The organism is Streptomyces sp. NPDC006512 (genome assembly GCF_040611935.1).
GTDB lineage: Bacteria > Actinomycetota > Actinomycetes > Streptomycetales > Streptomycetaceae > Streptomyces.
In genome coordinates this window covers 224,504-241,064 of the sequence record NZ_JBEXPG010000001.1, presented here as the reverse complement: position 1 = coordinate 241,064, position 16,561 = coordinate 224,504, and the positions used below count along the sequence as shown (strand labels likewise).

At 73.8% G+C, this 16,561-nt stretch carries 14 protein-coding genes; 6 read left to right on the top strand and 8 right to left on the bottom strand.

The window, feature by feature from the left end; genetic code table 11:
• Positions 1–18: 18 nt before the first annotated feature.
• The gene (locus ABZZ17_RS01105) at positions 19–1,197 is read left to right on the top strand and encodes a low temperature requirement protein A (protein WP_356870619.1); all 1,179 of its coding nucleotides are present in this window, start codon (positions 19–21) and stop codon (positions 1,195–1,197) included.
• A gap of 96 nt (positions 1,198–1,293) precedes the next feature.
• Here the strand turns inward: ABZZ17_RS01105 and ABZZ17_RS01100 are convergent, their stop codons facing one another.
• From ABZZ17_RS01100 to ABZZ17_RS01080, 5 genes are all read right to left on the bottom strand, one after another.
• Positions 1,294–1,533 carry a DUF397 domain-containing protein gene (locus tag ABZZ17_RS01100; protein WP_356870617.1) on the bottom strand — a complete coding sequence of 80 codons (240 nt, stop codon included), beginning with the start codon at positions 1,531–1,533 and terminating at the stop codon, positions 1,294–1,296.
• 178 nt (positions 1,534–1,711) lie between these two features.
• Positions 1,712–2,887 carry a thiolase domain-containing protein gene (locus ABZZ17_RS01095; RefSeq protein WP_356870615.1) on the bottom strand — a complete coding sequence of 392 codons (1,176 nt, stop codon included), beginning with the start codon at positions 2,885–2,887 and terminating at the stop codon, positions 1,712–1,714.
• Positions 2,884–3,942, bottom strand: coding sequence for a thiolase domain-containing protein (locus ABZZ17_RS01090; RefSeq protein ID WP_356870613.1), 1,059 nt, complete (start codon positions 3,940–3,942; stop codon positions 2,884–2,886). The genes ABZZ17_RS01095 and ABZZ17_RS01090 overlap by 4 nt, the downstream gene beginning before the upstream one ends.
• Positions 3,942–4,901 (bottom strand): OB-fold domain-containing protein, encoded by a 960-nt coding sequence (locus tag ABZZ17_RS01085; RefSeq protein ID WP_356870611.1) that lies wholly within the window; start codon positions 4,899–4,901, stop codon positions 3,942–3,944. The genes ABZZ17_RS01090 and ABZZ17_RS01085 overlap by 1 nt, the downstream gene beginning before the upstream one ends.
• Positions 4,902–4,985: 84 nt before the next feature.
• On the bottom strand, positions 4,986–5,786 hold the full coding sequence (locus tag ABZZ17_RS01080; protein WP_356870609.1) for a crotonase/enoyl-CoA hydratase family protein: 801 nt from the start codon (positions 5,784–5,786) through the stop codon (positions 4,986–4,988).
• A gap of 199 nt (positions 5,787–5,985) precedes the next feature.
• On the opposite strand from ABZZ17_RS01080, the gene ABZZ17_RS01075 reads away from it, so the two are divergent.
• Positions 5,986–7,617: an acyl-CoA synthetase gene (locus ABZZ17_RS01075; RefSeq protein ID WP_356870607.1), complete on the top strand. Its 1,632-nt coding sequence runs from the start codon at positions 5,986–5,988 to the stop codon at positions 7,615–7,617.
• A gap of 114 nt (positions 7,618–7,731) precedes the next feature.
• Here the strand turns inward: ABZZ17_RS01075 and ABZZ17_RS01070 are convergent, their stop codons facing one another.
• Positions 7,732–7,947 carry a hypothetical protein gene (locus ABZZ17_RS01070; protein WP_356870605.1) on the bottom strand — a complete coding sequence of 72 codons (216 nt, stop codon included), beginning with the start codon at positions 7,945–7,947 and terminating at the stop codon, positions 7,732–7,734.
• Between the two features lie 222 nt (positions 7,948–8,169).
• On the opposite strand from ABZZ17_RS01070, the gene paaK reads away from it, so the two are divergent.
• The gene (paaK, locus tag ABZZ17_RS01065) at positions 8,170–9,477 is read left to right on the top strand and encodes a phenylacetate--CoA ligase PaaK (protein WP_356870603.1); all 1,308 of its coding nucleotides are present in this window, start codon (positions 8,170–8,172) and stop codon (positions 9,475–9,477) included.
• Positions 9,478–9,598: 121 nt separating this feature from the next.
• Positions 9,599–10,453 (top strand): YhjD/YihY/BrkB family envelope integrity protein, encoded by an 855-nt coding sequence (locus tag ABZZ17_RS01060; protein WP_356870601.1) that lies wholly within the window; start codon positions 9,599–9,601, stop codon positions 10,451–10,453.
• Between the two features lie 45 nt (positions 10,454–10,498).
• On the opposite strand, the gene ABZZ17_RS01055 is transcribed toward ABZZ17_RS01060, so the two are convergent.
• Entirely contained in the window at positions 10,499–12,016 is a 1,518-nt protein-coding gene (locus ABZZ17_RS01055; protein WP_356870599.1) for a fatty acyl-CoA synthetase, read from the bottom strand.
• A gap of 208 nt (positions 12,017–12,224) precedes the next feature.
• Between ABZZ17_RS01055 and ABZZ17_RS01050 the strand changes: the two genes are divergently transcribed.
• Positions 12,225–14,660, top strand: a complete 2,436-nt coding sequence (locus tag ABZZ17_RS01050; protein ID WP_356870713.1) for a penicillin acylase family protein — start codon at positions 12,225–12,227, stop codon at positions 14,658–14,660.
• Between the two features lie 55 nt (positions 14,661–14,715).
• Here the strand turns inward: ABZZ17_RS01050 and ABZZ17_RS01045 are convergent, their stop codons facing one another.
• Positions 14,716–15,855 carry an ionic transporter y4hA gene (locus ABZZ17_RS01045; protein WP_356870597.1) on the bottom strand — a complete coding sequence of 380 codons (1,140 nt, stop codon included), beginning with the start codon at positions 15,853–15,855 and terminating at the stop codon, positions 14,716–14,718.
• Positions 15,856–16,009: 154 nt separating this feature from the next.
• Here ABZZ17_RS01045 and ABZZ17_RS01040 point away from each other — a divergent pair, with 154 nt between their 5' ends.
• The gene (locus ABZZ17_RS01040) at positions 16,010–16,561 is read left to right on the top strand and encodes a DinB family protein (RefSeq protein WP_356870595.1); all 552 of its coding nucleotides are present in this window, start codon (positions 16,010–16,012) and stop codon (positions 16,559–16,561) included.

The window sequence follows — 16,561 nt, the reverse complement described above, 5'->3', positions numbered from 1 at the left end:
CCTACCTATCATCCCGATATGACCGAATCGGCGGCCCCGGCGGCGAACGAACCGGGCGAGCGGCACGCCTCCTGGCTGGAGCTGTTCTTCGACCTGACGGCGGTGGCCGGGGTCGCCCAGCTGGCACACCTGCTGCACGGCGGGCCGGACCGGGCCGATCTCGCCCTGTACACGGTGATGTTCCTGGCCTTCTGGACGGGCTGGATGCTGTTCACGGTGTACGGGAACGTCACCGGCGAGCAGGCCCGCACCCGCACGGTCCTCGTGGGGATGTTCGGTATGGCGGTGATGGCGGCCTCGGTGCACGGGGTGCGCGAGGACACGGCGTGGGCCTTCGCCCTCGCCTACATCCTGGTGCGGTCCCTGGCCGGCAAGGCGTGGGGGCGGCGCGGGGAGTACGTGGCCGACCTGCCGATCACCCAGGTCGGGCTGGGGCTGACGCCGTGGGTGGTGTCGATGTGGTGCGACGGGACGGTCCGGTACGCGCTGTGGGCGCTGGGGCTGGCCGTCGACCTGGCCGTCACGTTCGCGTTCTCGGCGCGGAGGGTGGCGGCGCGGGTGGACAAGGAGTACGCCGGGCCTGCGGCTCGCGGACGACGGCCGCGCGCGGCCGTGACGGACGCACCGCACGTCGGGGAGCGGCTCGGCCTGTTCGTGCTGATCGTGCTGGGCGAGGCGATCGCGCAGATGGTGGCCGCCGCCTCGGTGGCGGAGTGGGACTGGGCGCTGTACGGGGTGGGTGTGGGGGCCTTCGTGCTGCTGCTCCAGCTGTGGTCGCTGTCGCTGCGCAACGGCGCGGACGGGATCCCGCTGCTCGCGGCGGACGCCCTGCCGGTACGGCTGGCCCTGCCGCTGCACGGTTTCACGGCCGGGGCGGTGGCGGCGTTCGCGGCCGCCACGGGCGATGCGGTGGCGCACGCGGACGGGGACGTACCGGCCGCCGTGCGGTGGCTGATGTGCGGGAGCCTGGCGGTGTACCTGCTGATCGCGGGGGTGGCGGCGAGGTGTTCGGGGCGGGGCGCGGGGCGTGCGCTGCTCCTGGTGGCGCCCGCGCTGGTGCTGGCGGCGGCCCTGGGAGCGGCCGCGGACGGCTGGGGGCCGGTGGCGCTGGTCTGGACACTGGTCCTCGCGGTGCGGTGGCCGCTCCTGGTGGAGCGGCTGCGTCCGTCGCCGCCCCCGGCCCGGGTGCCGTCGTAGCGGCGCGATGCCCGAGGGGGCGGGCGGGCGAAGGCGACGGCGCGGTGCGGCGGTGGCCGGGGGCGGCGGCCGCCCCCGGCTCCGTGCGCGCGGCCGTCAGGTCAGGCCAAACCTTCCGCCCCGGGCCTCGACGACGAACTTGCGCCACTCGTCCGGCGCGAAGATCACCGAAGGGCCGTCCGGGCGCTCGCTGTTGCGCATCGCGATGAACCCCTCGACGAAGGCGATCTGAACGTCCCCCACCCCTCGGCTGCCCGGCTGCCAGTCCGCTCCGCTGAGATCGAGATCGGGCCTGCTCCAGCCGGCGAAGGGTCGCGAAGTCATGCTCTCGGCCACGTGCGTGCTCCTCCCGGTACGTCGTCCGGCCGCCCACAGTAGCCATCGCGCCGGGTGCCGCACAGGCCACGGTGCGCCACCGGTGCCCGGGAACCCGCCCGGGCGCCGCCGGGCCACCGCCCGGCAGCCCCGCGGACACCTCCGGGTCACCGTCCGCCCGTGGCCGGGGCGGGGCCGGTCAGGTGCCGGGGGGCTGGGAGCCGACCAGCCACATCGCGAAGAACTGGGCCCCGCCTCCGTACGCGTGGCCCATCGCGCGGCGGGCGCCCGGCACCTGGTGCTCCCCGGCCAGCCCCCTGACCTGGAGCGCCGCCTCCGCGAAGCGGATCATGCCGGAGGCGCCGATCGGATTGGTGGACAGCACCCCGCCCGAGGGGTTCACGGGGAGGTCGCCGTCGAGCTCGGTGACCCCGGCCTCGGTGAGCTTCCAGCCCTCGCCCTCCTCCGCGAAGCCCAGGTTCTCCAGCCACATCGGCTCGTACCAGGAGAACGGGACGTACATCTCCACCGCGTCGATCTCCCGCCGCGGGTCGGTGATCCCGGCCTGCCGGTAGACGTCGGCCGCGCAGTCCTTGCCGGCCTGCGGGGAGACGAAGTCCTTGCCCGCGAACAGGGTCGGCTCGCTGCGCATGGCACCGCCGTGCACCCAGGCAGGCGGCTTCGGCGAACGGGCGGCGCCCGCCCGGTCGGTGAGGACCATCGCGCAGGCGCCGTCGGAGGACGGGCAGGTCTCGGAGTACCGGATCGGGTCCCACAGCATCGGCGACGCCTGGACCTTCTCCAGGGTGATGTCGTGCTCGTGGAGGTGCGCGTACGGGTTCTTCAGCGCGTTGCGCCGGTCCTTGTACGCGACGAGCGAGCCGACGGTGTCGGGGGCGCCGGTGCGCCGCATGTACGCGCGCACGTGCGGGGCGAAGAACCCGCCCGCGCCCGCCAGCAGCGGCTGCTGGAAGGGGACGGGCAGGGACAGGCCCCACATGGCGTTGGACTCGGACTGCTTCTCGAAGGCGAGGGTGAGGACGGTCCGGTGCACGCGGGCGGCGACCAGGTTGGAGGCGACGAGGGCGGTCGAGCCGCCGACGGAGCCCGCCGTGTGCACGCGGAGCATGGGCTTGCCGACCGCGCCGAGGGCGTCCGCCAGGTACAGCTCCGGCATCATCACCCCCTCGAAGAAGTCGGGGGCCTTGCCGATGACGACCGCGTCGATGTCGGCCCAGGTCAGTGCGGCGTCCGCGAGGGCGCGGGCCGCGGCCTCGCGGACCAGTCCGGCGATGGACACGTCGTGGCGGGCGGCCACGTGCTTGGTCTGGCCGATCCCGACGATGGCCACCGGCTCCTTGCCCGTCGTGCTCATCGGCGTTCTCCTTCCAGGACCGCGACCAGGTTCTGCTGGAGGCAGGGGCCGGAGGTGGCGTGGGCGACGGCCCGGTCGGACTCGCCGCGGTGGATCCGGGCGGCGGCCTCGCCGATCCGGATCAGGCCCGCCGCCATCATCGGGTTCGCGGCGAGGGCTCCGCCGGAGGGGTTGACGCGCACCGCGTCGCCGAGCCCGAGGGCCTTGCGGAGCACGACCTCCTGGGAGGAGAACGGCGCGTGCAGTTCCGCCGTGTCCACGGGGGCTTCGAAGACCCCGGCGCGCTCGGCGGCGAGCCGCGTGGACGGGGAGTCGGTGAGGTCGCGCAGGCCGAGGGCGTGGGCTTCGATGCGGTGGTCGATGCCGGTGATCCAGGCGGGGCGTTCGCACAGCCGCCGCGCCACGTCCCCGGCCGCCAGGATCACGGCGGCCGCGCCGTCCCCGACGGGCGGGCAGTCGCCGGTGCGCAGCGGCGCCACCTGGTAGTCGCCCTGCGGGACCTCCCCGGTGAGCTGGGCGTGCGGGTTGTCCGCCGCGGCGGCCCGGCTGCGGGCGGCGATGGCGGCCAGGGCCTCCTCGTCGGTCTCGCCGGCGTCGATCAGGGCCCGGGCCTGGAGCGCGGCCAGGGCCACGGAGTCGGGCCAGAGCGGGGCGAGGTAGTAGGGGTCGAGCTGGCGGGTGAGGACGTCGCGCAGGGAGCCCGGGGAGGACTTCCCGTACGAGTAGACGAGCGCGGTGTCCGCCTCGCCGGTCTGGATCTTGACCCAGGCCTCGTACAGGGCCCAGGCGCCGTCCATCTCCACGTGCGACTCGGAGATCGGCGGCCAGGCGCCGACGCCGTCGAGGGTCATGGTGAAGGAGAAGGCCCGGCCGGCGAGGTAGTCGCTGGATCCGGAGCAGGTGAAGCCGATCTCCTTGGCCTTGAGGCCGGTCCGCGCGAGCACCTGGTGGAGGACCGGCATGACCATCTCGACTTCGCTGAGCTCGTCGGTACGGCGCAGGTGGTCGCTCTGCGCGAAGGCGACCACCGCGACCTCGCGGGCGTATCGGGCCATCAGATGAGCTCCTTGTACGCGTCGTAGTCCGCGTCCGGCTCGCCGGTGGGGCGGTAGTGGTCGGGGTAGCGGCCGCCCTCGGTCCACACCGGTTCGACGCGCAGGCCCATGCGGACCCGGTCGTACGGGATGCCGCCGATCCGGCCGTGGAGGGCGAGGCCGGCGCCGTCGAGGGCGATGTGGGCGTAGACGTAGGGGACTTCGATGTCCAGGTTCCTGGCCTTGATGTTGACGATGCAGTACGTGGTGACCGTGCCGGCCGGGCCGACCTCGACCTGGTCGGTGGTCGCGACCCCGCAGGTGGGGCAGGCGCCGCGCGGCGGGACGTACACCTTGTGGCAGGAGGGGCAGCGCTCGCCGACGGTCTTCCGCTCGGACAGGGCGTTGATGTAGGCGGTCTGGGCGCGGCCGGGGCTGTAGGTGTAGTCCAGGCGGGCCTCGGCGACGATGCCGGTGACGGCGTCGGCGAAGAGCCCGTCGTGCGGGGCGGCCTCCGGCGCGGCGGGGCCCTCGTACGGCTCGAAGCAGGCGATGTCGGTGATGGCGCCGGTGCGCTCGGCCGCCCAGCGGATCCGGACGCGCATGCCGGTGGTCACGGCGTCGGGGCCCGGTGCGTCGAGGGCGTGCAGGATCGCCGTGTCGGCGCCGTCGAGGCGGACCAGGGCCCAGGCGAAGGGGGTGGCGAGGGGCTGGTGGGGGCGGGGGGCGGCGTTCCAGGCCCAGGTGGTGACGGTGCCGGTAGCGGCGACCTCGACGAGCTCGCGGATCTCCTCGGCGGTGACGGGGTCGTATTCCGCGGGCGGCACCATCACCTTGCCGTCGGAGGTCCGCACGCCCAGTACGACGCCCTCGCGCAGGCCGGTGAGGAAGGCGCTCTGGACGGGGCCGAGGGAGCGGGTGAAGGGGAACTCGACGACGAGGGGCGCGCGCAGCACCTCGGGTGGGGAGGCGGCGGTCATGGGGGTCTCCGATTCTCCGGGGCGGGGGCCAAGCGGGCGGGGGCGGGCGGGGCGGCGGGCGGGTCAGGTCGGGGCAGGGCGGGGTCAGGTCCGGCGGTACACCGGCGGGCGCTTCTCCGCGAACGCCCGGGCCCCTTCCTTCGCGTCGTCGGTGTCGAAGACCGGCCAGCCCCGGGTCAGTTCGGCCGCCAGGCCCTCCGTCTCCGTCAGCTCGGCGGTCTCGTAGACGGACGCCTTGACCGCCTCGACGGCGAGGGGCCCGCACGCGTTGATCCGTCCGGCGATCTCCAGGGCGGTCTCCAGGGCGGTCCCGTCGGGGACGACCCGGCCGATCAGGCCGATGCGGGCGGCTTCCTCCGCCGGGTAGGGGCGCCCGGTCAGCAGCATCTCCAGAGCGTGCGTGCGCGGGATCTGCCGCGGCAGCCGCACCGTGGAGCCGCCGATCGGGAACAGTCCGCGCTTCACCTCGAAGAGCCCGAAGGTGGCCCCGGCCCCGGCGACGCGGATGTCGGTGCCCTGGAGGATCTCGGTACCGCCCGCCACGCAGTACCCCTCGACCGCCGCGATCACCGGTTTGCGCGGCCGGTGGTGGCGGAGCATCGCCTTCCAGTGCAGGTCCGGGTCGGCCTTCAGCCGGTCCCGGTACTGGTCCCCCGCCATGCCCTTGCCTGCCAGCGCCTTCAGGTCCATGCCGGCGCAGAAGTCCCCGCCCGCCCCGGTCAGCACCACCGAGCGGATCGCGTCGTCCGCGTCCGCCTCCAGCCAGCCGTCGTAGAGCCCCACCAGCAGCGGAAGCGAGAGCGCGTTCTTCGCTTCCGGCCTGTTCATGGTGAGCACCAGCGTGGCGCCGTGGCGTTCCACGGTCAGGTGTTCCGTCCCACCCATTGCCGTCCTCCCGTCTCAAGACCTAGAACAGGTTGCAGTAGGGGCGGGTGCAGTTCAATAGTTTTCTGACACACAGTCAGTTTTCTTGGGCGGCTCCCTTCCCACTTGCGTGCGGCGGCGCTGTAATGACCGCCGAAGCGGACGGGCCGGCGCCCGGACACGGGCCGGCCATCGGATGTCACCAGGGTCAGGAGGAACGGTGGAGTACAACCTTGCCGACCTGTTCGAGTCGGTCGTGGACGTGGTCCCGGACCGCGAGGCCCTCGTGTACGTGGACCACCCCGGGACCGGCGCCGAGCGCCGCCTCACCTACGCGGAGCTGGACGCGGCGGCCAACCGCCTCGCGCACCACCTGCTGGACAGCGGGCTGAAGGCCGGCGAGCACCTGGGCCTGCACCTCTACAACGGCGTCGAGTACCTCCAGACCGTGCTCGCCTGCCTGAAGGCGCGCCTGGTTCCGGTGAACGTCAACTACCGGTACGTGGAGGAGGAACTGGTCTACCTCTACAACGACGCCGACCTCGCCGCGCTGGTCTTCGAGGGCGAGTTCACCGGGCGGGTCGCGGCCGCGCTGCCGCAGACGCCGAAGCTCCGGCACCTGATCCGGGTCGGGGAGGCCCCCGGGGGATCCCCCCGGCCAGCGGTCGAGCCGGTCCCGTACGCGGACGCCGAGGCGGCCGGCTCCCCCGGGCGCGGCTTCCCGGCCCGCAGCGCCGACGACCTGTTCATCATCTACACCGGCGGCACGACCGGCATGCCCAAGGGCGTCATGTGGCGGGCCGAGGACCTCTTCTTCGCGGGACTCTTCGGCGGCGAGCCGACCGGGGAGCCGGTGAAGCGGCCGGAGGAACTGGCCGAGCGGGTCGCCGCGCGCGGCGCCGGGCTCACCTTCTTCCCCGCTCCCCCGCTGATGCACGGCACCTCGACGCTGACCTCGTTCATCGCCTTCAACTACGGGCAGCGGGTGGTCATCCACCGCAAGTACGTGCCGGAGGAGGTGCTGCGCACCATCGAGAAGGAGAAGGTGTCGAGCGTCTCGCTCGTGGGCGACGCGATGCTCCGGCCCCTCATCGACGCCCTGAACGGTCCCATGGAGGGGACGGACCTGTCCTCGCTGTTCAGCGTCTCCTCGTCCGGAGCGATCATGTCGGAGACGGTGCGCGCCGAGTTCCAGCGGCTCGTGCCGAACGTGCTGCTCCTGAACAACTTCGGCTCCTCGGAGTCCGGGTCCAACGGCCGGGCGACGAACGACTCCGGCCCGGAGAAGGGCTTCCGCCTGGAGGTCAACGACCGCACCCAGGTGGTGGACCCGGTGACGTACGAGCCCGTGGCGGTGGGCGTGCCGGGCCGTCTCGCCCAGCGGGGGCACGTCCCGCTCGGGTACTACAACGACCCGGCGAAGACCGCCGAGACCTTCTTCCGCAAGGGCGAGGAGCGGTGGGTGCTGCTCGGCGACATGGCGACGGTCGACGGGGAGGGCATCGTCACGGTCCTCGGCAGGGGCTCGCAGTGCATCAACACGGGCGGCGAGAAGGTCTACCCGGAGGAGGTCGAGCAGGCGCTGAAGTCGCACCCCGACGTGTACGACGCCCTGGTCGCGGGCGTCCCGGACCCGACCTGGGGCAGTCACGTGGCCGCGGTGGTGCAGGTACGGGCCGGAGCTGCGGAGCCGACGCTGGACGAGATCCAGAACCACTGCCGGACCAGGCTGGCGGGCTACAAGATCCCGCGGCAGCTGGTCATCGCGCCCGCCATCCAGCGCTCCCCGAGCGGCAAGGCGGACTACCGGTGGGCGAAGTCGGTGGCGACGGAGGCGGACGCGGCACGCTGACGGCTGACGGCTGACGGCTGACGGCTGACGGCTGACGGCTGACGGCTGACGGCTGACGGCTGACGAGACCTGGGGGGTGTCCGGCGACCGGCCGGGCACCCCCTAGAACTGCGGCTAGAACTGCGACCGAAGCTCGGCGGCGACGCCCCGGGCCCAGCCGGCGAGTTCGGGGCGGCTCGCGCCCTGACCGAGGGCCTCGGCCTGGGCGTCCGCGAGCCGCTGCGGACCGGAGTCCTCCAGCAGGTGGGCCGTCTCGGCGAGCAGCCCGGCCAGGCGGCGGGCTTCGGACGCGCTGAGCCGCACCGACACCGCGGGGTCGATGACGGACATGGCCGTCGCCTCCCTTCGCGCCTCCTCCGGCGGGGGCACCTCATTTCGACCGTACGCCCCCGCGCGGGGGCCCGCCGCCCAGGAGGCCCGGCCGCCGGTCACCGCCGGCCGGCTCCGCGAGGGACCCGATCAGACGATCACTCGTTCGAGTCATTGATTTACCCGGCAGGGTCCGGCACTCTACCGAATGAACGTTCGGTTGGCTCTCGGTGAGGTGACGGCATGACGGCGTACGCGGATCTCCACGACGAAGGCGAGCGGCTCAGCGCCGACGAGCTGGCGGCGCTCCAGCTCAAGCGGCTGCGGGCGACCCTGCACCGGGCGTACGACCGGGTGCCCTTCTACCGGAAGGCCTTCGAGAAGGCGGGACTGCATCCCGACGACTGCCGCTCCCTCGCCGACCTCGCGCTCTTCCCGCTGACCACCAAGGCCGACCTGCGCGACCAGTACCCCTCCGGGATGTTCGCCGTCCCCCGCGCCGAGGTGCGCCGCATCCACGCCTCCAGCGGCACCACCGGCCGTCCCACGGTCGTGGGCTACACCGAGGGGGACCTGTCCACCTGGGCCGATGTCGTCGCCCGGTCCCTGCGCGCGGCCGGCGCCCGGCCTGGACAGCTCGTCCACATCGCCTACGGGTACGGCCTCTTCACCGGCGGCCTCGGCGCCCACTACGGCGCGGAGCGGCTCGGCTGTACGGTCGTGCCCGCCTCCGGGGGCATGACGGACCGCCAGGTCAGACTCATCCAGGACTTCCGGCCCGAGGTCATCATGGTGACCCCCTCCTACATGCTCACGCTGCTCGACGAGATGGAGCGCCAGGGCATCGACCCGCGCGGCACCTCGCTGCGGACGGGCGTCTTCGGCGCCGAGCCGTGGACCGAGGAGATGCGCCGGGAGATCGAGGAGCGGCTGGACATCGACGCCGTGGACATCTACGGCCTGTCGGAGGTGATGGGGCCGGGCGTGGCGCAGGAGTTCGCCTCGCACAAGGACGGCCTGCACATCTGGGAGGACCACTTCTACCCCGAGGTGGTGGACCCCTTCACCGGCGCGGTGCTGCCCGACGGCGAGACCGGGGAGCTGGTGTTCACCTCGCTCAGCAAGGAGGCCATGCCCGTCATCCGCTACCGCACCCGGGACCTGACGCGGCTGCTGCCCGGTACGGCCCGGCCGTCCTTCCGGCGGATGGAGAAGGTGACGGGCCGCAGCGACGACATGATCATCCTGCGGGGGGTGAACCTCTACCCGACGCAGATCGAGGAGATCCTGCTGCGCTCCCCCGCCCTCGCACCGCACTTCCAGCTGCGGCTGACCCGGGAGGGCCGGATGGACGCCCTGACCGTACGGGTGGAGGCGCGCCGGGACGCCGACGGCGGGCAGCGGGAGGCGGCGGCCGCCGAGGTGGTGCGGGCCGTCAAGGAGTCCGTCGGGGTGTCCGTCGCCGTGGAGGTGGTCGACCCGGAGACGCTGGAGCGCTCGGTCGGCAAGATCAAGCGGCTGAAGGACCTCCGCGAGGGCGGGGAGGGCTGAGGAGGGCCGGTGCGAGCCGGTGCGAGCCGGACGGGCCGGCGGGCGTCCGAAACCACCCCTTCGGGCCCACTTCGGTACCGCTCCCGGGAGCCGGCGGCCGCGTCCGGGTAGTGCATGAGGCGTGACCTCGATCCTCCGGCAGCTCTACGACCGGCTCCAGGGCTCCCAGGCCGGGCTGGCCTGGAGCCGCGGCCGGGAGATCGAGCTGATGCACCGGGCGATGGGCTTCGCGGCCCTCGGGTTCCTGACCCTGGTGCCGCTGCTGGTGGTCGTGGCGGCCGCGGCGCCCGGCAGCGGTTCGGGCTTCGGCCGCTGGCTCGGCCAGGCCCTCGGGGTGTCCCCCTCCTCCCGGGCCCGGGTGGAGATGCTGTTCGGGGCGGCGGACCTGGCGCTGGAGCGGACCACGGCCTTCGGTCTGGCCGCCCTGGCGGTGTTCGGCCTGACCTTCGGCTCCGCCGTGCAGACCGGGTACGAGAAGGTCTGGGACGTGCCGACCGCCCGCTGGCACACCATGTGGCGCCACGTCATCTGGCTGGCCATGCTCGTCTGCTACCTGGCGCTGCTCGTGGGGATCCCCGCCCCCTCCGACGATCCGCTCGGCACGGTCCTCGGCACGGCGGGTGACCTGTGCGGCACCTGCCTGTTCTTCTGGGGCTCGGGGCGGCTCCTGCTCGGCGGCAGGGTCCGCTGGCGGGCGCTGCTGCCCGGTGCCGTGGCCACCAGCCTGGGCCTGCTCGGCCTGCGGGTGTTCTCGCAGCTGGTGTTCTCGCCGCTGATCGCCTCCAACGCCGTCACCTACGGCCCGTTCGGGACGCTGCTCGTCGTCCAGTCCTGGCTCGTCGGAGTCGGCTTCGTCGTCTACGGCGGCGCCCTCGTCGGGCGCCTGGTCCACGAGCACCTCACGCTGCGCCGCCTGCACCGCAGCGGCGTGCTCGCCGACGGTCCCGGCGAAGGCCACCCGCCGGAACCGGGATGAGCGGGCGCGGCTCCGCCACCGCGGCGGCGGCCCGGGGAGCGGTGCTCAGTCACCGGTCCCGGGCGGCGCGGCCGCGAGGCGGTCGCGGAGTTCACGCTTGAGGATCTTGCCGCTGGCGTTGCGCGGGAGGGACTCGGCGAACACCACCCGCTTCGGGGCCTTGAAGTGGGCCAGCCGCTCCCGGGCGTGGGCCATGAGCTCCGCCTCCGTCACCTGCCCGCGCGGCACGACCACCGCCGTGACGGCCTCGATCCACTTGTCGTCCGGCAGCCCGATCACGGCGGCCTCCACCACCCCCGGGTGGGTGTACAGCGCGTCCTCGACCTGCCGGGAGGCGACGAGCACGCCGCCCGAGTTGATGACGTCCTTCACCCGGTCGACGACGGTGAAGTACCCGTCGGCGTCCCGCACGGCGAGGTCCCCGGAGCGGAACCAGCCGTCGCGGAAGGCCTCCTCGGAGGCCCGCGGGTCGTTCCAGTAGCCCTCGCACAGCTGCGGGGACCGGTAGACCACCTCGCCGGCCCTGCCGTCGGGGACGTCCGCGCCGGCCTCGTCGACGACCTTCGCCTCCACGTGGCGCACGGGCCGTCCGCAGGAGTCCATCCGGCCCTCGTGTTCCCGCGGCCCCAGCACCGTGGCCAGCGGGCCGATCTCGCTCTGGCCGAAGCAGTTGTAGAAGCCGAGCCCCGGCAGCCTGGCCCGCAGCCGCTCCAGTACGGGCACCGGCATGACCGACGCCCCGTAGTACGCCTTGCGCAGGGCGCCCAGCTCCCGCTCGGCGAACTGCGGGTGTCCCGCCAGCGCGATCCACACCGTCGGCGGGGCGAAGAGGCTGTCCGCGCGGCCCGACTCCACCAGGTCGAAGACCGCCTCGGCCGCGGGCGCGTCCAGCACGGTGTTCTCCGCGCCCACCGCCAGGTACGGCAGCAGGAAGACGTGCATCTGCGCCGAGTGGTAGAGCGGCAGCGAGTGGACGGGACGGTCCTCCCCGGTCAGGTCCAGGGCGTCGATGGCGCTCTCGTACTCGTGCGCCAGGGCCCGGTGCGTCATCATCGCGCCCTTGGGCAGGGCCGTGGTCCCCGAGGTGTACAGCAGCTGGGCCAGCCGCGACGGGTCCGGGTCGGCCGTGAAGGGCCGGGGTTCGGCGAGCTCGTCGAGGAAGGAACCGGGCGCGTCGCGCAGCGCCCGTACGGGCGCGTCGCCGGGGATCCGCCCGGCCAGGTCCGGATCGGCGAGGACCAGGGCGGCCGCGCAGTTGCCGAGGATGTGCGCGAGGTCGTCGCCCGTCAGGTTCTGGTTGACCGGGACGTGGATCAGGCCGGCCCGGGCGCAGGCCAGGAAGGCGATGAGGTAGGCGTCGCTGTTGTGGGCGAAGGTCACGACCCGGTCGCCTTCGGCCAGGCCGTGGCGGCCGCGCAGGACGGCGGCGCCGGTGGTGACGGCCGCGTCGAGTTCCGCGTACGTCCAGCTCCGCTCCCCGTAGCGGAGGGCGACGCGGCCGGGTACCCGCCGTGCGCTGTCCGTCAGGAGTCCGTCGACCGTGTTGTCCCGCACTGCCGTCATGGCGCGATCCTCACCCCGGCGCGCGCCCGGGGTCAACAGCGCCGCGCCGCCGGGGATACCGAACGGCATGTTGACAGACCGCCGGCCGGCCTGCATGAGTGTGGGGGCACGCGGGCCCGGCCTGTACACGGGCAAGTGCGCCCGTTCACAGGCTACTTGGGGGGTCAGTTTGCGCTCATCGGACGGTCACCGCCGTACCGGCCCGCTCCTGCGCCGCATCGCCGTCACCGCGGCCGCGTTGCTCGCGGCGACGGCCGCGGCGCCGCAGGCCGGCGCCGCCACGGGTTCCGCCACCGGTCCCGACACGGGTTCCGGGCCCTCGGGCGGGGGCCTGTCGGCGGTCATCCGGTACACCGAGAACGGCATCCCGCACATCCTCGCCCGGGACTACGCGCACCTCGGGTTCGGCACCGGCTGGGCGCAGGCCGCCGACCAGGTGTGCGTCCTCGCCGACGGGTTCCTGACCGTGGCCGGGGAACGCTCGCGCTGGTTCGGCCCGGACGCGGCGCCCGACTTCTCGCTCTCCTCGGCCACGAAGAACCTCTCCAGCGACCTGTACTTCAAGGGCGTGCGGGACGCCGGAACGGTCGAGAAGCTGCTGGCCACGCCCGCTCCGGCCGGTCCCGGCAAGGACGTGCGCGAGCTCATGCGGGGCTGGGCCGCCGGGTACAACGCCTGGCTGGCCCAGAACAGGATCACCGACCCGGCGTGCAAGGGGGCCGCCTGGGTGCGGCCGGTCACGGTCACCGACGTGGCGGCGCGGGGCTTCGCGGTGTCGGTCCTGGGCGGTCAGGGACGCGGAGTCGACGGGATCACGTCTGCGCGGCCACCCGCCCCGGCCGCACCGGGCGCGGGGACGGCGCCGCCCGCGGCCGCGGATCCGGGAGCGGCCGCCGAGGCCGCGCGGCAGCTGTTCGACACCACCCGCTACGACATGGGATCCAACGCGGTGGCCTTCGCCGGCGCGACGACGGCGAACGGCCGGGGCCTGCTCCTCGGCAACCCGCACTACCCGTGGCAGGGCGGGCGGCGGTTCTGGCAGTCCCAGCAGACCATCCCGGGCGAGCTGAACGTCTCGGGCGGCTCCCTGCTCGGCACCGCCGTGGTGAACATCGGCTTCAACGACAAGGTCGCCTGGAGCCACACGGTGGCCACCGGCACGCCCGTGAACCTGCACCAGCTCGCCCTCGACCCGGCCGACCCGACGGTCTACCTCGTCGACGGCAAGCCGGAGCGGATGACGGAGCGCAAGGTCGGCGTCCCGGTGGCGGGCGGCGGGGCTCCGGTCGTCCGCAGCCAGTGGTGGACCCGTTACGGGCCGGTGGTCTCGAACCTCGGCCCGACCCTGCCCCTGCCGTGGACGGCCACGACCGCCTACGCGCTGGCCGACCCCAACGCGGCGAACCTGCGCGGTTCCGACACCGCGCTGGCGATGGGCAAGTCCCGCTCGGTCGCCGGGATCCAGGACGCCCTCAAGCGCACCCAGGGCCTGCCCTGGGTGAACACGGTCGCCGCCGACGCGGCGGGCGACACCCTGTTCACCCAGTCCCAGGTGCTGCCCCGGATCACGGACGAGCTCGCCGCCCGCTGCTCGACCCCGCTCGGCCGGGCCACGTACCCCGCCTCGGGGCTGGCGGTGCTGGACGGTTCGCGCGGGGACTGCGCGCCCGGCACCGACCCGGACGCGGTACAGCCCGGGGTGTTCGGCCCGGGCAGGGCTCCGACGCTGCGGGGCGCCCCGTACGCGGAGAACTCCAACGACAGTGCCTGGCTGGCCAACGCGGACCGGCCGCTGACGGGCTACGAGCGGGTCTGGGGCAACGTCGGGACGCCGCGTTCGCTGCGCACCCGCGGCGCCGTCGAGGACGTGTCGGCGATGGCCGCGCGGGGGCGGCTGACGGTCCGCGACCTGGAGCGGCAGCAGTACGCGAACCGGGTCCCGGCCGGTGACCTGGCGGCAGCCGACGCGGCGAAGGCGTGCGCGGCCCTGCCCGGCGGTACGGCGGCCGGGAGCGACGGTACGGCGGTGGACGTCTCGGCGGCCTGCGGGGTGCTGGCGGCGTGGGACCGTACGGCCGACTCCACGAGCCGCGGGGCCCTGCTGTTCGACCGCTTCTGGCGGAGGCTGAGCGCGTCCACGGCGGCCAAGGACCTGTGGCTGGTGCCGTTCTCGGCGGCCGACCCGGTTCGTACGCCCCGTACGCTCAACCAAGCGGCCCCCGGCATCGGCCGGGCCCTCGCGGACACGGTCGCCGAACTGCGGGCGGCCGGGATCGCGCTGGACGCCCCGCTGGGCGAGCACCAGTTCGTGGTGCGCGGCGGGGAGAAGCTGCCGGTGGGCGGCGGCTCGGAGGCGCTCGGCGTCTGGAACAAGATCGAGGCGCCGTGGAGCGCGGCGGCCGGCGGCTACCCGGAGGTCACGCACGGCTCCAGCCACATGCAGGCGGTCGGCTGGGACGGCGGGAAGTGCCCGGTGGCGCGCACGCTGCTGACGTACGGCCAGTCGGCGAACCCCGAATCGCCGTTCCACGCCGACCAGACCCGGCTGTTCTCCCAGGAGCGCTGGGTGACCTCGCGGTTCTGCGAGCGGGACATCCTCGCCTCGCCGCGGCTGAAGGTGGTCTGGCCGCGCGAGCGGCGCTGACCGCGGTCGCCGACCGTCCGGTGGGCCGGGGCGGCCCCCCGGCCCACCGGACGGATCACGGGCTCACGGCGAGGAACAGGTAGGCCGCCAGCAGGACGATGTGCACGCCGCCCTGGAGCAGCGTCGCGCGGCCCGGCACGATCGTGAGGGCGCCGACGACCACGGTGAGGGCGAGCAGCACCATGTGGATCGGGCCGAGGCCGAGCATCAGCGGCCCGGAGAGCCAGATCGAGGCGAGGGCGATGGCCGGGATGGTCAGGCCGATGCTGGCGATGGCCGAGCCGTAGGCCAGGTTGAGGCTGGTCTGGACGCGGTCGCGGCGGGCGGCGCGGACGGCGGCCAGAGTCTCGGGCAGCAGCACGAGCAGGGCGATGATGACGCCGACGACGGCGTTGGGCAGGCCCGCGTCGGCGACGCCCTTCTCGATGGTCGGGGAGACTGCCTTGGCGTTGCCCACGACGGCGACGAGGGCGACGAACAGCAGGCCGAGGCTGATGAGGGCGGCCCGGGTGGTGGGCGGTTCCGCGTGGTCGTCGTCCTCTCCGGCGGCCGCCGCCGCGGCCGCCCGAGCGGCTTCCTTGCGGATGCGCTTGGTGTCCACGGGCAGGAAGTAGTCCCGGTGACGGACCGTCTGGACGGCGATGAACAGACCGTAGAGGGCGAGCGAGGCGACGGCGGCGAAGGCCAGCTGGGCGGTGGAGAACTCGGGGCCGGGCTTGCTGGTGGTGAAGGTCGGCAGGACCAGGCTGAGCGTGGCGAGGGTGGCGACGGTGGCCAGGGCCGCGCCGGAGCCCTCCGCGTTGAACACGGCGACCCGGTTGCGCAGGGCACCCACGAGCAGCGACAGGCCGACGATGCCGTTGCACGTGATCATGACGGCGGCGAAGACGGTGTCCCGGGCGAGGGAGGAGGTCTTGGGCCCGCCGTCGGCCATCAGGGTGACGATGAGCGCCACTTCGATGACGGTGACGGCGACCGCGAGGACGAGGGAGCCGAAGGGTTCACCGACCCGCAGGGCGACGACCTCGGCGTGGTGGACGGCCGCCAGGACCGCGCCCGCCAGGCAGAGGGAGACCAGGACCACCGCGAGTCCGGGCAGGTCACGTCCCCAGCTGAAGACGAGCGCGACCAGCGCCACCACGGGGACCAGGACGGTCCAGTCGGTCAGGGGGGATCTGTGGGTTGCCGTACTCATATGTGCCAAGTTGCCAGAACTGTTCCCCGGGTGCGGTGTGCGGCGCGGATCAGGGGCCCTGACGTGGCACTTCTCACGGAAACTCCGGGCGTGGCGGGCAGCGCCGGCCGCCGGGGGCTTCCGCGGGAACTCCCGGCCGGTCCATGATCCCGGGATGGAGAGCGTGCGGAGACGAGCGGGACTGTTCACCGGCGCCGGGGACGACCCCCGGTTCACCTTCCCGGCGACCGGGGAGGAACGGCCGCTGCTGGCCGGCGTGCTCGCCGCGCAGCGCGCGACCCTGGAGCTGAAGTGCGCCGGGCTCGGGGCGGAGCTGTCCCGGCGTTCCGTGGAGCCGTCGACGCTGTCGCTGCTCGGCCTGGTGCGCCACCTCGCCGATGTGGAGCGCCGCTGGTTCCGGCAGGTGCTGGCCGGTGAGGACGTCGGGCCGCGCTTCTCCTCCGCGGCGGATCCGGACGGGGACTTCGAGGGCGTGCGGGAAGGGCCCGGGGCCGTGGCGGAGGCGTGGGGGGCCTGGCGCGAGGAGGTGGCCTTCGCGGAACGGTTCACCGAGCGGGCCCCGGGGCTGGACGTCGAGGGGTACGACGGGTGGCGCGGGACGGTGTCGCTGCGCTGGGTGCTGATCCACATGGTCGAGGAGTACGCGCGGCACAACGGCCACGCCGACCTGCTGCGGGAGCGGATCGACGGGGCCGTCGGGGTGTAG

Excerpts from the sequence above, each read along its gene's own strand:
- ABZZ17_RS01040 (WP_356870595.1), top strand. The coding sequence starts at position 16,010 with ATGGAGAGCGTGCGGAGACGAGCGGGACTGTTCACCGGCGCCGGGGAC.
- ABZZ17_RS01085 (WP_356870611.1), bottom strand. The coding sequence starts at position 4,901 with ATGACCGCCGCCTCCCCACCCGAGGTGCTGCGCGCGCCCCTCGTCGTC.
- ABZZ17_RS01070 (WP_356870605.1), bottom strand. The coding sequence starts at position 7,947 with ATGTCCGTCATCGACCCCGCGGTGTCGGTGCGGCTCAGCGCGTCCGAA.
- ABZZ17_RS01090 (WP_356870613.1), bottom strand. The coding sequence starts at position 3,942 with ATGGCCCGATACGCCCGCGAGGTCGCGGTGGTCGCCTTCGCGCAGAGC.
- ABZZ17_RS01055 (WP_356870599.1), bottom strand. The coding sequence starts at position 12,016 with ATGACGGCAGTGCGGGACAACACGGTCGACGGACTCCTGACGGACAGC.
- ABZZ17_RS01080 (WP_356870609.1), bottom strand. The coding sequence starts at position 5,786 with ATGGGTGGGACGGAACACCTGACCGTGGAACGCCACGGCGCCACGCTG.
- ABZZ17_RS01105 (WP_356870619.1), top strand. The coding sequence starts at position 19 with ATGACCGAATCGGCGGCCCCGGCGGCGAACGAACCGGGCGAGCGGCAC.
- ABZZ17_RS01045 (WP_356870597.1), bottom strand. The coding sequence starts at position 15,855 with ATGAGTACGGCAACCCACAGATCCCCCCTGACCGACTGGACCGTCCTG.
- ABZZ17_RS01095 (WP_356870615.1), bottom strand. The coding sequence starts at position 2,887 with ATGAGCACGACGGGCAAGGAGCCGGTGGCCATCGTCGGGATCGGCCAG.
- paaK (WP_356870603.1), top strand. The coding sequence starts at position 8,170 with ATGACGGCGTACGCGGATCTCCACGACGAAGGCGAGCGGCTCAGCGCC.